This is a genomic window from Streptomyces sp. NPDC024555 (assembly GCF_055559335.1).
In genome coordinates this window covers 21,348-34,252 of sequence record NZ_JBVHKV010000034.1, presented here as the reverse complement: position 1 = coordinate 34,252, position 12,905 = coordinate 21,348, and the positions used below count along the sequence as shown (strand labels likewise).

The 12,905-nt window shown below is 72.2% G+C and carries 15 protein-coding genes; 3 read left to right on the top strand and 12 right to left on the bottom strand.

Annotated features, from left to right (window positions below; genetic code table 11):
• Positions 1-43: 43 nt before the first annotated feature.
• The 4 genes from ACZ4FH_RS35775 to ACZ4FH_RS35760 all read right to left on the bottom strand — a co-directional run bounded on the left by ACZ4FH_RS35775 (position 44) and on the right by ACZ4FH_RS35760 (position 2,994).
• Positions 44-760 (bottom strand): hypothetical protein, encoded by a 717-nt coding sequence (locus ACZ4FH_RS35775; RefSeq protein ID WP_467310159.1) that lies wholly within the window; start codon positions 758-760, stop codon positions 44-46.
• The gene (locus tag ACZ4FH_RS35770) at positions 757-1,302 is read right to left on the bottom strand and encodes a hypothetical protein (protein WP_467310157.1); all 546 of its coding nucleotides are present in this window, start codon (positions 1,300-1,302) and stop codon (positions 757-759) included. The genes ACZ4FH_RS35775 and ACZ4FH_RS35770 overlap by 4 nt, the downstream gene beginning before the upstream one ends.
• A gap of 365 nt (positions 1,303-1,667) precedes the next feature.
• Positions 1,668-2,387 carry an LmeA family phospholipid-binding protein gene (locus ACZ4FH_RS35765; protein ID WP_467310155.1) on the bottom strand — a complete coding sequence of 240 codons (720 nt, stop codon included), beginning with the start codon at positions 2,385-2,387 and terminating at the stop codon, positions 1,668-1,670.
• Positions 2,388-2,649: 262 nt separating this feature from the next.
• Positions 2,650-2,994, bottom strand: a complete 345-nt coding sequence (locus ACZ4FH_RS35760; RefSeq protein WP_467310154.1) for an inner-membrane translocator — start codon at positions 2,992-2,994, stop codon at positions 2,650-2,652.
• 301 nt (positions 2,995-3,295) lie between these two features.
• Between ACZ4FH_RS35760 and ACZ4FH_RS35755 the strand changes: the two genes are divergently transcribed.
• Both ACZ4FH_RS35755 and ACZ4FH_RS35750 read left to right on the top strand, forming a co-directional pair.
• Positions 3,296-3,646, top strand: coding sequence for a hypothetical protein (locus ACZ4FH_RS35755; protein WP_467310152.1), 351 nt, complete (start codon positions 3,296-3,298; stop codon positions 3,644-3,646).
• Positions 3,647-3,812: 166 nt separating this feature from the next.
• The gene (locus tag ACZ4FH_RS35750) at positions 3,813-4,406 is read left to right on the top strand and encodes a hypothetical protein (RefSeq protein ID WP_467310150.1); all 594 of its coding nucleotides are present in this window, start codon (positions 3,813-3,815) and stop codon (positions 4,404-4,406) included.
• 115 nt (positions 4,407-4,521) lie between these two features.
• On the opposite strand, the gene ACZ4FH_RS35745 is transcribed toward ACZ4FH_RS35750, so the two are convergent.
• Positions 4,522-5,268 (bottom strand): SAM-dependent methyltransferase, encoded by a 747-nt coding sequence (locus tag ACZ4FH_RS35745; protein WP_467310148.1) that lies wholly within the window; start codon positions 5,266-5,268, stop codon positions 4,522-4,524.
• 587 nt (positions 5,269-5,855) lie between these two features.
• On the opposite strand from ACZ4FH_RS35745, the gene ACZ4FH_RS35740 reads away from it, so the two are divergent.
• Positions 5,856-6,233 carry a nuclear transport factor 2 family protein gene (locus ACZ4FH_RS35740; protein ID WP_467310146.1) on the top strand — a complete coding sequence of 126 codons (378 nt, stop codon included), beginning with the start codon at positions 5,856-5,858 and terminating at the stop codon, positions 6,231-6,233.
• 69 nt (positions 6,234-6,302) lie between these two features.
• On the opposite strand, the gene ACZ4FH_RS35735 is transcribed toward ACZ4FH_RS35740, so the two are convergent.
• From ACZ4FH_RS35735 to ACZ4FH_RS35705, 7 genes are all read right to left on the bottom strand, one after another.
• Positions 6,303-6,920: a hypothetical protein gene (locus ACZ4FH_RS35735; protein ID WP_467310144.1), complete on the bottom strand. Its 618-nt coding sequence runs from the start codon at positions 6,918-6,920 to the stop codon at positions 6,303-6,305.
• An 8-nt stretch (positions 6,921-6,928) separates the two neighbouring features.
• The gene (locus ACZ4FH_RS35730; protein WP_467310142.1) at positions 6,929-8,119 is read right to left on the bottom strand and encodes an eCIS core domain-containing protein; all 1,191 of its coding nucleotides are present in this window, start codon (positions 8,117-8,119) and stop codon (positions 6,929-6,931) included.
• A gap of 156 nt (positions 8,120-8,275) precedes the next feature.
• A complete protein-coding gene (locus ACZ4FH_RS35725; protein WP_467310140.1) occupies positions 8,276-9,598 on the bottom strand; it encodes an NADase-type glycan-binding domain-containing protein in 1,323 nt (440 codons plus the stop codon).
• On the bottom strand, positions 9,595-10,170 hold the full coding sequence (locus ACZ4FH_RS35720) for a phage tail protein (RefSeq protein WP_467310138.1): 576 nt from the start codon (positions 10,168-10,170) through the stop codon (positions 9,595-9,597). The genes ACZ4FH_RS35725 and ACZ4FH_RS35720 overlap by 4 nt, the downstream gene beginning before the upstream one ends.
• Positions 10,167-12,122 (bottom strand): putative baseplate assembly protein, encoded by a 1,956-nt coding sequence (locus tag ACZ4FH_RS35715; protein ID WP_467310136.1) that lies wholly within the window; start codon positions 12,120-12,122, stop codon positions 10,167-10,169. The genes ACZ4FH_RS35720 and ACZ4FH_RS35715 overlap by 4 nt, the downstream gene beginning before the upstream one ends.
• Complete coding sequence (locus tag ACZ4FH_RS35710) at positions 12,122-12,529, bottom strand: GPW/gp25 family protein (protein ID WP_018101386.1); 408 nt, start codon at positions 12,527-12,529, stop codon at positions 12,122-12,124. The genes ACZ4FH_RS35715 and ACZ4FH_RS35710 overlap by 1 nt, the downstream gene beginning before the upstream one ends.
• A gap of 28 nt (positions 12,530-12,557) precedes the next feature.
• Entirely contained in the window at positions 12,558-12,875 is a 318-nt protein-coding gene (locus ACZ4FH_RS35705) for a PAAR domain-containing protein (RefSeq protein WP_467310133.1), read from the bottom strand.
• Between the last annotated feature and the right edge of the window lie 30 nt (positions 12,876-12,905).

Genomic DNA, 12,905 nt, shown 5'->3' with positions numbered 1-12,905 from the left:
GGCCCGCACGGCCGGGGGCCGGTCACGCGCGGCCGGGGGCCGGTCACGCGCGGTGCGCCGCGTCTCCGTTCCCCGAGCGTTCGCCGTGCCGCATCCGACTGTCTGTCCGGCCGGCAGGCCAGTGCGGATTCGGCATGCCGTCATCGCTCATGTGCGCCCGCCGCCAGATGCTGTTCCAGCGGAACGGGGTCTCCGGTACGACCGGGTGCCGCCGGCCGCACGGGCACGGCGTCAGCACCCACGCGCAGCCACGGCACCACTCGACCCAGCCGTGCCCGGTCGAGCTCAGCACGCGCGGCCCCTCGTCCCCGCACGCCGGACAGCCGGCCGGATCGGCACCGTCCAACAACGAGTTCTGCCGCCGGACGTACTCCGGCAGGCGCAGCGAAGGATGGCGGAACGGGTCGTCGAACCACGCCCGCTCCGGCCCGTCCCACCAGCTCCGCAGCCACCACGGCCGAGGGCTCGGCACGGCCCGCCGCCCGGCCCGCTTCTCCGCCCGACGCTGCGCGTCATACGCCTCCGCCCGGACCAGCCACAGCACCCGCGCCTCGTGCAACTCCTCCACCGCCCGCCCCAGCGCGCCCGGGTCCGCCTCCAGCCGTCGGGGGATCGCGGCGCTGAGCGTGAGGTGGTGATAGGTCGCCCGCAAGCCGTAAGGAGCAAAAACGGTGAGGCACGTGCGCAGCGCGCTGTGCCGCCGATGGAGCGGCAACCGGACGTCGTGCACGCGCCCCCGATGGGTCAGAAAACTGCTCACTCCGCGCGCCCCCGGTCCGGTGCGCCCGCCGAGACGTCGGCGGTGGCGCTGCCGGTGCTCCGCCCCACGCAGGCGTGTCCGTCGTCGGGCAGCCCCATGACGTTCAGCACGGGTTCCCCGCCCTCGGGGATCTCGAAGACGAAGTTCGCTCCCGACCCGGTCGCCGTGAGCGAGCACTGGCCGCCGAAGGTCAGCGCGTCGTACGGCTCCCAGGCACAGCCGGCCGCGTCCAGCCCGGAAACGACGTCCGCGTACGTCAGCCCCGCCGGAAAGACGCCCGTCCCACCGGCAACCGACGCAGGGAGCTCCACGACGTCACGCCAGGTCTGCACACAGATGAGGGAGACCCTGCGGCAGTGGCAGACGCTCAGCTCAAGGTCCCCGTAGGCGAAGAGCCGCGGCCACTTCCTCTTCCGGCTCATCGTCCCGATGTCCCACGGCTCGCCGAGCGCCCCGGTCACATCGTTCCAGTCGGCCCCGGCGAACACCGGACCCAGCCGGGCCGTCTTCGCCATGCCGGCCAGCACATCGAGAATCTCCACGAACGAAGCCTGGCAGGTCGCCTGATCAGCGGTCCAACGGTTTCGAGGGCACCGTGGTGCTCGGGTCGATCACCCAGTGACGGGTCTCCAGAACGCGACCGGCGAACTCCAGGCTCCGCTCTCCGACGAAGGTGAAGCCGACCGTGCGGCAGATGCCGTTCGACGCCAGGTTGCTGGTCGCGGGAAATGCGTGGATGAGCCGCTTCGGGGATGATCATTTTGGTCCAGGCGGTGATCACGCGGCCCGCACTGCCGACGGCCATACCCCCTTCCCGCCAGGAGCCTCCGGGAGCAGAACGACGCCCCCTCGAAGACATGCGATCCAAGGCAACGTACGCGCTCCGCCCGCTGAGCGGATCCCACCCTCACATACGCGTCGACCCGAGACGGACCTGATGCCCGACGATGCCGACCTCCAGCCCGTTCTCGGCCGCACGGGCCTCGGCGAACCCGGTGTTGACCGGAAGGGAGACCGACCAGGCGACATCGCTCTCGTCCAGCCCGGGGACGTGGAAGCCCACTTCGTCGCCCTGGGCCAGGACCGTGCCCGCGCTGTCGACCGGCTTGCCCGCGACCGTCCCCGACACCTTGACGTGTGCCTCCTGGCCGTTCGACCCGGAGTCCGGCGAGACCGTCAGCCGGGTGCCTCCCGGGGCACCGCCTCCCACCAGCCGCGACAACGCCTCGGACAGCTCCTTGTAGGAGAGCGTCAGCGTGCCCGTGACGAGGTTCGCCTCGGCGCTGCGGCCCGACAGGGAGGCCACGTGCACGTCGTTGAGATCGAGGTGGAGCCGGTCGATGTGGAGGTAGCCGCCCCTCGCGTCGGTCGTACTGCTGACGAAGAACTTTCCGGCGTCCAGCGTCACGTGATCGAAGGAGCCGCCGGCCGCCTGGGTGAGGAAGGGAAAGCCTTTGATCGACAGGTCGACATAGCTGTCGGTCGTGTTGCCGTATCCGTAGTTTCCCTTCGCGAGCTGAGTGATCTCCTTGTTCGCGAAGTGGACCGCGAGCCGGTCGGCAGCAGTGAAGAGGACCGCGAGTACGGCCAGCGTGATCCCCAGGATCTTCACCCATCTACGGCTCACGACACACTCCCCACGATCAGACATTCGAATTCGGCTTCGTGATCATGAGTCCGGTCGCGACCGGCGCAGAGTGGCTTTACGAAGGCATGGCCTGCGCGAACGCGACCTGTGACCTTGAGGGGCCCGGCGCGGCCCCCCCCGTAAACCGGCCTGGGACCGACCCCCCGCCGTGTCGACATCTCCCGCACGCCTGCTCCAGCACCACCGTCCTGCCCGGGTCTTCACCGCGCCGGCTGCCCCGACCGCACGGGAGCCGCGGCCGTCACGGCCAGGACGCCAGCGCGAAGAGCGCCACAAGGAAGCAGAGCATCATCTGCACCACCCCGGTCACGCGGTGCTCGATCCGCAGCAGTACGACGGCCGTTACGCCGACCACCAGGGACAGCACACCGAAACCCAGCACCGGAGCCCAGTCCTGCGACGCCCCGCCATCAGCCGTCTGCCCGGAGCCACCGTCCATCCGGTGCAGGCCTCGAACGGCGAGCACGATGGCGACCAACAGCGCGGCCGCCACATCCGCCACCAGAACGAGCAGCAGCACACACCCCCCGGAGAACGCGCCCTCCGCGCCGGGCGTCGAAGACCGTTCGTCGTCATGATCGGGCATGCCCCCACGATCGCCCGAAAGACATCCTTCCGAACGGTCCGTCGCCGACTCGCAACCCAGACGTACTCCCTCCTTCACCGGCCGGTCCGGCCTCGGAGATCCTCCACGGACACGCAGTTCGAGCCTGCCGGAGGGCCCGGAGGCGGTGGGTTGCTCCCGTACGACGACGACGCCGTGGCGGAGAAACTCGACAACGGCCAGGTCAAGGCGACGCGGCCTCGGACGTCAGAGGTTCCCCGTGAGTGCGGCCGTCAGGATGCTGGCTCAACCGTCGCCGACGGGTCCGGGCCGTGCTCCGACGGTGTTGGATCCGGTCGGGCGGGGGGCGTTCCACGCGGTCCGTACGGGTCGTCATCCCAGCATCCACGTCGAGCCCGGCGGCTCCTGGACCTGCGGCAGTGGGAACCTCTGCACCGCGGTCTGGGACCTGACGACGGACAACTGGGAGATCTTCCGCCTCGGAACATGCGCCCGCTACTACCTCTCCAACTGGGAGGACTGGGGCCCCTACTGGAACGAGCAGACAGGAGGCCGGTCCACCCGCTCGGTCTTCTACGACGAGGACGGCGATGAACTCGTCGCCTTCTACGCCGGCGACTCCTCGAAGCACCGCACGGACTGGTCGCCCGTCTGGTCCATCCGCAACTGCTGACCACCGCCTCCGGGCCACCGCCCCCGGACCCACCGCCCCCCGACCCGCCACCTTCTGACCCAACGGCACCGGCCCGGCGGCACGCGGCGATGACCGCACGGGCTGCCGCGCCCGCTGTGTGTGAAGCGGTTCAGGGGCCGCCGGCCGGATGGTCCACAATCACCGCATGGACGTCCCCGAACTGCTGGAAGCCGCCTCCCTGCTGGTTCCCGCGGGGATCGCCACCGGGAACGACATCACGATCGACGATGTCTGGGACTACCTCGTCCACGACGAATGGGAGGTGGCCCTTGGCCTGCTGGAGGAACTCGGCGACGTCCGCCCCCTTCCACTCGGCTTCTGGGAAGACCTCGCCACGGCCGCGGAGCAGATGCGGCTGGAGAGGAGCGCGGCCTGGTGCCGCTGGCGGTGCTACGAGACCCGGAACGGGATCATCCGGGCCGATCTCACGCTTCGGCCGGCCGGTGAGAGCACACGGCGGACGCCGTTCTCCGGAGCCGGAGTGCTCCGGCCGATGTGGAGCATCGGAAACCGCGCACCGACCGGTGAGGAAGCGCTCAATATCGCCGCCCTGTGGGTCGATTTCACTCCCACCCTGGGGCCGGGCGAGCGTTCCTCCGTACGGCTCGCACCCCTCGACCCCTCGCAGTGGCGACACCTCCGGCCCGGCCACACGATCACCATGCACGAGGACCGGACCGTCGGCGGCACGGCCGTCGTCCTGGAAGTCCAGGGGCCTACGGCCGCGCCCACCCCGTAGGACCTGCTGCCCCGGCCTGTCCCGCCGTCGGCGTCCGCGAAGCCGTACCCCGCTCCCTCGCCCATCGCGGCGGGCCCGGACGGCATCCCGTCCGGGCCCGCGCGGAGCGACGGGGTCAGCGCTTCATGAGGGCGAAGACTCCCCAGCCGAGGTACTCACGCCCGTAGCGCGCGTACTGGGCGGGCTCGGTGGTGAGTTCTTTCCTCACGTCGGGGGCCAGTTCGTCGTCCGGGTTCTCGTCGAGCCAGCGGCGCATGGTGAGCCATTGGGCCGCGGCGTAGCGGTCCCAGCTGTCCTGGTCGGCCAGCGTCATTTCCACGACGTCGTAGCCGAGGTCCTGGAACTGTCCGATCAGTGCGTGGAGTTCGAGGAAGTCGGCGAGCGAGGTGGCGTGGCAGGCCCTGGCGGTGTCCTCGTCCGGAGGGGTCTGCCGCCAGAAGGGCTCGCCGATCAGCATCAGGCCTCCGGGGCGCAGGCTGCGCTGGAGCAGTTCGACCGTTCCGGCGACGCCGCCTCCGATCCAGGTGGCGCCGACGCACGCGGCGAGGTCGACGGGCCGGCCCGCGACGTGCCCGGCTGCGTCGCCGTGGACGAACTCGACCCGGTCGGCGACCCCGAGTTCGACGGCGCGCGCCTGCGCCTGCTGGGTGAAGAGTGTGCTGATGTCGACGCCCGTGCCGGTGAAGCCCAGGTCGCGTGCCCAGGTGCACAGCATTTCGCCGGAGCCGCTGGCCAGATCGAGGACCCGGGTCCCGGCGGGGAGACGGAGGGACGCGCCCAGGGTGGCGAATTTCTCGGCGGTCAGCGGGTTGTGGATGCGGTGGCCGCTCTCGCGGATGGTGAAGATACGGGGAAGGTCCATGACCAGATTCCTTTCCGTCAGGCCTTGAAGTGGGGGACTGCTCGGCGGACGGGACCCGTCTCGGTGACGACGCCACTGTGGGCGCGTTCGGCCCGCGACAGGGCGAAGGCGCGCTCACGGCCGGCGTCCCAGCCGTAGCCAGCCGACGTCAGAACGCGCTCATGGGAAGAGAGAGCGGAGGGAGGGAGAAGAGAGTGATGAAAAAACACGAGGGAGACCCTTGAACGGGGACCCCGTCGGACGAAGGCGTGCCGAAAACGCTCCTACGAAGGAGCAGGACAGCCCAAGGTCAGGACGAGGCCCGGGAGGTGAGGATGATCCGAGCACCGCACACGGCAGTGGTCTCCATGACAGTCATCAACACACCTCCTCATGTCTCCGTGAGCGAACTGATCATCGCTCTGGCACCCAAGGTAACACCCTCACCGGACGGCCGGGGCCGGCGGGGGCCGGCCGGGGCCGGCGAGGACCGGCCGTCCGGGCCGTACAGCCGACGGTCTGCCGGATGAATCGGACGGGCTGGTCCAGCGCGATCGAAAGGCGGCTCGTGGGACGAGCGCACGCGAAGCGGCTGGTATTACTGGGGCATGCAGGAAGAGACCGCACGCTCCGCGATCGACACGTTCATCTCCGCGTTCAACGCCTCGGACGACAGCTATGTGACTGCCCTGCTCTCCCAGGCCCTGACCTCGGACGTGGTCTTCTGGGGACCCTTGGGCCGCAGCGAGGGAATCGCGGCGGTCGAGCGGTTCGTGCTGGACATCCGGCGCCACCCGGCGGGGACCGGGACGATGGTGCGCTGCTCAGCGGTGGACATGCCTGACGAATGGGCCCGGTACCAGTGGGTTTTCGCCACGCCCGAGGGAGGACCCCGCCTGGCGGGAACGGACGTCGTCCATCTGCGGCGGAGCCTCATCGACCAGGTCATCGTCTTCGCGGGGGAGATCGAGCCGTCCGTCTCCTGAGTCGTCCTTCTGCCGCTGTTCCTCTCCCCGTCGCGACCACCGACCCGGCGAACCCTCCTGGTCAGAGCACTAGCGCTCCTGCGGCACAGGGTGGAACAGCGCGTCGTCGTGGTCCGGGAAGAGCAGCGGCATGGTGCGGCGGAAGTCCGCGACCTCCGCGCTGTCCTCGTATCCGGCGCACAGGGCCGTGGGCCAGTACCAGTATCCGCGTGAGGCGATCAGGAGATCGACGTACTCGGCGAAGGTGCGGCCGGTGGACGCCAGTTCCTCACCGAAGTAGTGGTAGCTGACCTGCTCGGAGAAGACGCCGTCCTCGCCCCGCTCGAATGCCACGCACGCTTCCGGGGTGAAGAAGTCGAAGGGGACGACGGGGCGGAATTCCTGGTCGCCCCGGGGGAACCAGGTCACCCCGCTCCAGTCCCCGAGCACGCGGTCGAGGGGCAGCACGTCGATCGCGCCGCGGCCCTGCCCGTCGCCCGCGGCGGACCGCCAGTCGAGCGTGAAGGACCCGACCTGCCGGTAGAAGTCCTCCACTCCGGCGGGGAGCCGGGCGCCCGACTCCTCGATGACCCGGGACAGCCGGGCGGCGGGCAGGGGATCGGTCAGCGCGTGGTTCAGCAGCTCGACGCGAGGGTTCTCGCGGAGAGAGGCGACCAGCGCGTCGAGCCGTTGCCGTGTGTCGCTCACGTGACGTCCTACATGTTGTTGTTCTCGATCTCCCACGCGTCCCCACCCACTTCCTTGCCCTTGGCGTCGTACAAGGTGTATTCCGCCCTGATCTTCCCGGGAAGGCCGAATCGGTAGACGGTGTCGAAGGCGACCGCCTCCGGAGATCCCGGCGTCATCTTCATATCGGCCGATGTGGGGTGGGAACTGAAGTCCGCCGTCACGTGGTACCGGGCGGTGTAGCCGTTCTGGAGAATGGCCGCCTTGAGGCCCTTCTCCACCTTCGCGTGGTGCTGGCTGTTGGCCTGCTTGACCAGCGGGGTCAGGTTCTCCAGGTGCTTGCCCGAACCGCCCAGATTGTGGTTCAGGAGGTGCCCCTGGACCATGTAGTTCCTGAACCAGTCCCCGATCGGCGTCCCGCTCGGCGGCCACCACGCGGGCTGCACCTTGGGCGCCTCTCCCGTACCGAGGTGGCCGGGGAAGAGGTCACCCTTCATCTCGATCCCCACATCGCCCGCCTGACCGTTGACCGTCACGCTGCGGGCCCCCTGCGGATAGTCGACCCGCTGGTTGTAGCCGGAGAGCGGAGCGCGCTGGACGACCGAGGGACGGGTACGCGTGGCGGCCGGGGCCCCGGCCTCCTCACGCTGTACGGGGGCGGGGCCCCGCATCACCCGCGTCGCATTGGCCTCCGCCGCCCGCTCGAACCGGTCCGACGGATCGGACACGCGCAGCCCGGAGCCGTTGTCGGTGCCCGCGACCGGCCCGTGCCGTTGCTGGATGACATGGGTCAGCTCATGGGCCAGCGTGTGCTTGTCGGCCCCGCCCTCGCCGATGACCACGTGGTGCCCCGAGGTGTAGGCCCGCGCACCGACCTCGGCGGCCGAGGCTCGTGCGGCGGCGTCGCTGTGGACGCGGACGTCCGAGAAGTCGGCCCCGAGCCGCGACTCCATCTCGGACCGGACCGCGCCGTCGAGCGGCCGACCGGCGGAGCGCAGCACGGCGTCGACGGCCGAACGCTGCACCGGCTGCTCCGCGTCCTCGTGGCCGCAGTGCGGATGGCCGGCGGCCCGCAGCATCTGGACGACCGCCGCGTTGCCGACGCGGCCCTGCAGCGCGAGCCACTCGGTGGCGGGCGCGGCGGCCGGCGCCCCCGACTTGCGGGCCCCTCCGGGCCCGCGCGCCGCACCTGCCTTCTCGGCACCGTCCTGGCTGCGCATGGGGACCTCTTCCTGGGGGGAGCGTGTCCCTCCCTGCATATCCCGGGCCGCGGGGGCGGTTCCAGGTCCGGCGGGGCACAGTTGAGTGGCCCGGGAGCGCAGCCGTTGGGGGACGTTCCGTCGGCCGTGCCCACGGTGAGGGCGGGAGCCCGGCTCTCAGGTGCGCTTGAAGTACTCGATCTCGCCCAGGGCGATCGGGCGTCCGCTGCCCCGGCCGGCGGCCTCGCGGACCGTGAAGCGGATCGACACGACGTCGCTGATGCCCATCCGCAGGGTCTGCTCGCCCGGCTTGTCGGCCAGGGTCATCGTCTTCTCGTGGACCTTCCCGTCCTTCGTCGTGATGCTCAGGTCCGCCCGGGTCGGCCTGGCCCCCTTCTGGAAGACCTCCGGCTTCGTCGAGACGCCCGTGTGGACCGTGACCCCGACCAGCCGGAACGGGTCCTCGAACTCCGCCGTCAGCGCGTCCCCCGTCTTCGGCGCACCCCAGTACGTGTTCGTCACGCCGTCCACCGCCGCCTTCGCCGGGTGCCCGGGGGCGGCCGCGTTCGCGAAGACCCCGACCGGGCTGATCTCGCCCGCGCCGCCGAGCTTGTCCCGTACGTCCTCCACGACGTAACGCCCGGCCGGGACCAGCAGGAAGCCCGCGACCAGGAGGCCCGCCACCACCAGGGCGATCAGGCTGCCCCGCAGCAGCCGGCCCGAGCCCGCCCTCACCCGGCGGTTGAACGGCCACCTGGTCCGCCACCACGGCAGCGGAGCCGCCTGGGCACGCGGCTTCAGGGGCTGCGCGCAGGCGCGGCAGAACGTGCGGCCCGGACGGTTGTTCGTCCCGCAGTTGGGGCAGGGCTCGCCGTCCGGTTCGTCGTCCACCGCGGCCGTCCTGACGGTGGGACGGGCGACGACGGGTACGCCGGGCCGGACCGCGCCCACGGGCTCCTCGGCCGGTTCCGGTCCCGGCCCCGACGCGGACCCCGACGCCGACCCTGGCGGTTGCGGTCGCGCCGGCTGTACGGGGGCGGGCGCGGGCGGCCGCGGGGCGGGGGCCGGTTCCCGTTCGGGTGCGGCGGATGGGGCAGGCACCGCGGGTGCGGCGGAGCTTGGGGCTGTACGCCGCTCCGGCTCGTCGTCCGACGCGGGGGCCGGGTCCGTACCCGGAGCCGTACCCGAAGGCGAAGCCGTACCCGGACCTGTACCCGTACCCGTCCCCGAAGGCGAAGCCGCCCCCGCCGCGGCCCCCGAATCCGCGGCCCGGTCCGGGCACGGCTCCGACGCGGGGAGCGCTGCCGGGGCCGGGTTCGAATCCGCAGCCGTCCCCGAATCCGCCCCCGAATCCGCCCCCGGGTCTGGGTCCGGGTCCGGTCCCGGAGGCGGCCCCCCGGGCCGTGTCCGCGTCGACCACCCCAGATACGCACCGCAACTCCCGCAGAAGTCCTCGTTCTCCGCGTTCGCGGCGCCGCAGGTCGGGCAGGGGCGGGTCATGTCGGGCTCCCGGTCTCGTCGGCGGCCGGGGTGCCCGGCAGGATCTCGACCCGGCACGTCAGGTGCGCCGGGCAGGAGGCACGGACCACCGCCAGGAGGCGGGCCTCGTCCGGCACGCGGCCGGTCAGGGGCCGGACCCGCACCAGCAGTTCGCCCGTCGGGGCGGGCGGCAGCGCGGAGCCGGGCGCGGACGACCAGGTGACGCCGCCGCCGTCCCGGATGTCCGCCTCCACGCCGAAGCAGAGGCGCAGCTGGTCCGCCAGGCCCTGGCGGGTGCCACGCCGGCGGTGGAGTTCCACGGCGCGGGCGATCGCGGCGCGGCGGCGGTCCTCCGGCCAGGCCGGATCGATGCCCGCGCCGACCCAGGAGGAGAGCCAGGGCAGGAAGTCGTCCGGGGCCAGCGCGGGATCGAAGTAGGCGGGGAGGTTGTCGAGCGTGGACAGGACCGGGGCGAGAACCGTGTCCAGGCCCGCAGTGAAGCGCTGGGCGAGGTCGTCGTCCGCGTACAGGGCGGGCAGCAGCGCGCCGATCGGGTAGCGGCTGGGGAGGCCGGGGACGGCGGCCCGTGTCATGGGCGCTCCCCGGCGGCGGTGACCGCGATCTGGTGCTGGTGGGAGAAGACCAGGGCGTTCGGGGCGACGTCGATGCGGTCCACCGCCCCGCCGCGCCGCCCGGTGAGCGGGTCGGCCGGGAACAGGCGTACCTCCTCGACGAGACGGACACCGGGCACGGCCTGGAGGACGGCGAACACCTCCCCGTACTGCACGGGCCTGCCGAACGCCCAGCCGGTGCCGTCCGCGCCGCCCCTCAGCGGGTCGATGTGGCGGAACAGCGCGTCGAGCGCGGCGGTCCGGACGCGGTCCGTGTCGCCCTCGTCCGCGACCAGTCCGGCGACGACGGTCACGCCCTGGTAGGCGGGGGGCTCGACCACCAGACGGGTGCCGACGAGCCGCCGTTCGTCCAGCCGCCCGGCCACGGCCGCGAGCACGGCGTCCGGCGGGATCAGCTGCTCGAAGCGGAGCCGGCCGCCCTCGTCGGGGACGGCGTCCGGAACGACCAGGACCCGGACCGCGCCGCCCTCGCCCGGAGCGGCGGGCAGGCAGCGGACCCGGCGCAGCGAGGGCGCGGCCTCGCAGGCGATCGCCTCGTGGTCCTCGGCGGTGACGGCACGCTCCTGGACGCGGAGGATCTGCGGCGCGCGGACCTTCGCGTTCTCGACGGTCTCGCCGTCCACGCCACCGCGCGCCGCCTCCCGGTTGTCGACCCCGGCGACGTACGGGACGGAGCTGCGCAGAACACGGATCGCGCCGCGCGCCACATTGCCGGCGGCACCGCCGCCCGTGCGGTAGCGGGCCAGGCGGAGGTGCGCGCCCTTCGGGGGCACCGCCCCGTACGCCCGCATGGTGCCGTCCGCCTCGCGCACCTCGGGCGGGAAGGCGAACAGGCCCGCGACGGCGTCGATCCGCACATGCCGGTCGCCCGGACCGGACGCGCCGAAGTGCTCGACCGGGGTCCAGGCCTGCCAGCCGTCGGCCGACGACACCTCCACGAGCGGCGGTTCGCCGTCGAGCAGGACGGGCGTCCTGGGCGCGGCGAACGTCTGGCCCGCGACCCCCTCGGACGTGCCGAGCGGCACGTCGTACACGGTCTCCGCGTGCTCGACGCCGGCCGTGCCGCCGACCGTGAAGACCTCCGCCTCGCGGATCGTCGGGGACTCGGAGTAGAAGGGCTGGCCGGGGGCGGCCTCGGTGACCCGGCAGCGCAGCCAGCCCGCCCGGATGCCCGCGGTGACGGACTCGGTGTGCCCGGCGGGCACGAACACCGTGACCTCCCCGGGCCTGTTGAGCCCGCCGGTGGAGTCGGTGCCGGTCGCACAGGGCAGCCAGCGGGCGCCGTCCCACGCCTCCCAGGCCAGCGGCGGCTGCCGGGGATCGACGCCGACGCCCTCGACCCGGCTGTCCAGACGTACGGCGACGATGCACCGGGGCACGGCGGTGGGCAGCCCGAACAGAAGGGCGTCGCCGGGCTGCGGCCGGGCCTGGAAACAGGGGATGTCCCGGCCCTCGGCCAGCGGCCCGGTGCGGTCGGTCTGCTCGCCGGACGCCGGGACCGTGACCAGGCGGACGAGAGCACTCGGCACGATCGCCAGCTCCTCGCCGGTCGAGAAGACGACCGCCTCCTCCGTCTCGCCGCGCGCGGTCGCCACCTCCGTACCCGCCGGGAGGCGCACGGTGTCCGGCTGCGGCGCGGACAGCCAGAAGTCGACATCGGCCCGCGCGGCCGCCGGCGGGAACAGCCGCACGCCGAGCAGGTCCAGGAAGGCGAAGTAGTTCCGGTCCGGCACCCGGTTCAACCGGTACAGGAGCTGGTCGACCATGTACGCGAACGTCTCGATCAGCGTGACCCCGGGGTCCGACACATTGTGGTCGGTCCACTCGGGCGAGCGCTGCTGGACGTACCGCTTGGCCTCGTCCACGAGCTGCTGGAAGCGGCGGTCGTCCAGATTGGGCGGGGTCAGGGACATCAGCGGGCTCCCGCCTCGGGGATCGTGTAGAAGGGGAAGACGAGATTGCGCAGGTCGTTGGTGGACCGGACGGTGTAGTGCACGTCGATGTAGAGCGTGCCTTCCTCGACGGTGTCGTACGCCACGACCACGTCCCGCACCTCGATGCGCGGCTCCCAGCGCTCCAGGGACGTCCGCACCTCGTGGGCGATCCGCCCCGCCGTTGCGCCGTCACCGGGCGCGAAGACGTACTCGTGGATGCCGCAGCCGAATTCGGGCCGCATGGGCCGCTCGCCGGGCGCGGTGCCGAGGATCAGGCCGATGGCCTCCTCGATCTCCTGCTCGCGCTCGACCATGCCGATCCCGCCCGTGGCGCCGACGCGCAGCGGGAAGCCCCAGCCGCGCCCTATGAAGCCGTGCTCGCTCATACCGCGCCCCCGACGAAATCGTGCTCGCTCATATCGGGCCCCCGATCAGGACGTTGGGCGCCCCCGCGATGATCTTCGCGCCGCAGGTGGTGGTGTCGCCCATGCGGGCGGCGGGCAGCCCGCCGATCAGGACCGCGCCGCCGACGGCCGCCGCCGGGTTCGGCATGACGACGTTCCCCGGCCCGAGCAGGGCGTGCGGGGGCACGACGCACACGTGCAGACTTCCGGTCACGGCGGCCGGCCTGCCGCCGATGAGCACGGTGGCGACGGCGACCGCGCCGGGGGGCGGGGTGCCGATGACGCCCCCGTGGACGGTGGGGTCGCCCGTACGGGCTGCCTGGGGCATGGCTGGTGATCTCCTCGATAAGGCGGGGGG

What these genes read in the sequence shown, in the direction of transcription:
- ACZ4FH_RS35740 (WP_467310146.1), top strand. Translation starts at nt 5,856, where the DNA reads ATGCAGGAAGAGACCGCACGCTCCGCGATCGACACGTTCATCTCCGCG.
- ACZ4FH_RS35715 (WP_467310136.1), bottom strand. Translation starts at nt 12,122, where the DNA reads ATGTCCCTGACCCCGCCCAATCTGGACGACCGCCGCTTCCAGCAGCTC.
- ACZ4FH_RS35705 (WP_467310133.1), bottom strand. Translation starts at nt 12,875, where the DNA reads ATGCCCCAGGCAGCCCGTACGGGCGACCCCACCGTCCACGGGGGCGTC.
- ACZ4FH_RS35710 (WP_018101386.1), bottom strand. Translation starts at nt 12,529, where the DNA reads ATGAGCGAGCACGGCTTCATAGGGCGCGGCTGGGGCTTCCCGCTGCGC.
- ACZ4FH_RS35745 (WP_467310148.1), bottom strand. Translation starts at nt 5,268, where the DNA reads ATGGACCTTCCCCGTATCTTCACCATCCGCGAGAGCGGCCACCGCATC.
- ACZ4FH_RS35750 (WP_467310150.1), top strand. Translation starts at nt 3,813, where the DNA reads ATGGACGTCCCCGAACTGCTGGAAGCCGCCTCCCTGCTGGTTCCCGCG.
- ACZ4FH_RS35730 (WP_467310142.1), bottom strand. Translation starts at nt 8,119, where the DNA reads ATGCGCAGCCAGGACGGTGCCGAGAAGGCAGGTGCGGCGCGCGGGCCC.
- ACZ4FH_RS35720 (WP_467310138.1), bottom strand. Translation starts at nt 10,170, where the DNA reads ATGACACGGGCCGCCGTCCCCGGCCTCCCCAGCCGCTACCCGATCGGC.
- ACZ4FH_RS35760 (WP_467310154.1), bottom strand. Translation starts at nt 2,994, where the DNA reads ATGCCCGATCATGACGACGAACGGTCTTCGACGCCCGGCGCGGAGGGC.
- ACZ4FH_RS35725 (WP_467310140.1), bottom strand. Translation starts at nt 9,598, where the DNA reads ATGACCCGCCCCTGCCCGACCTGCGGCGCCGCGAACGCGGAGAACGAG.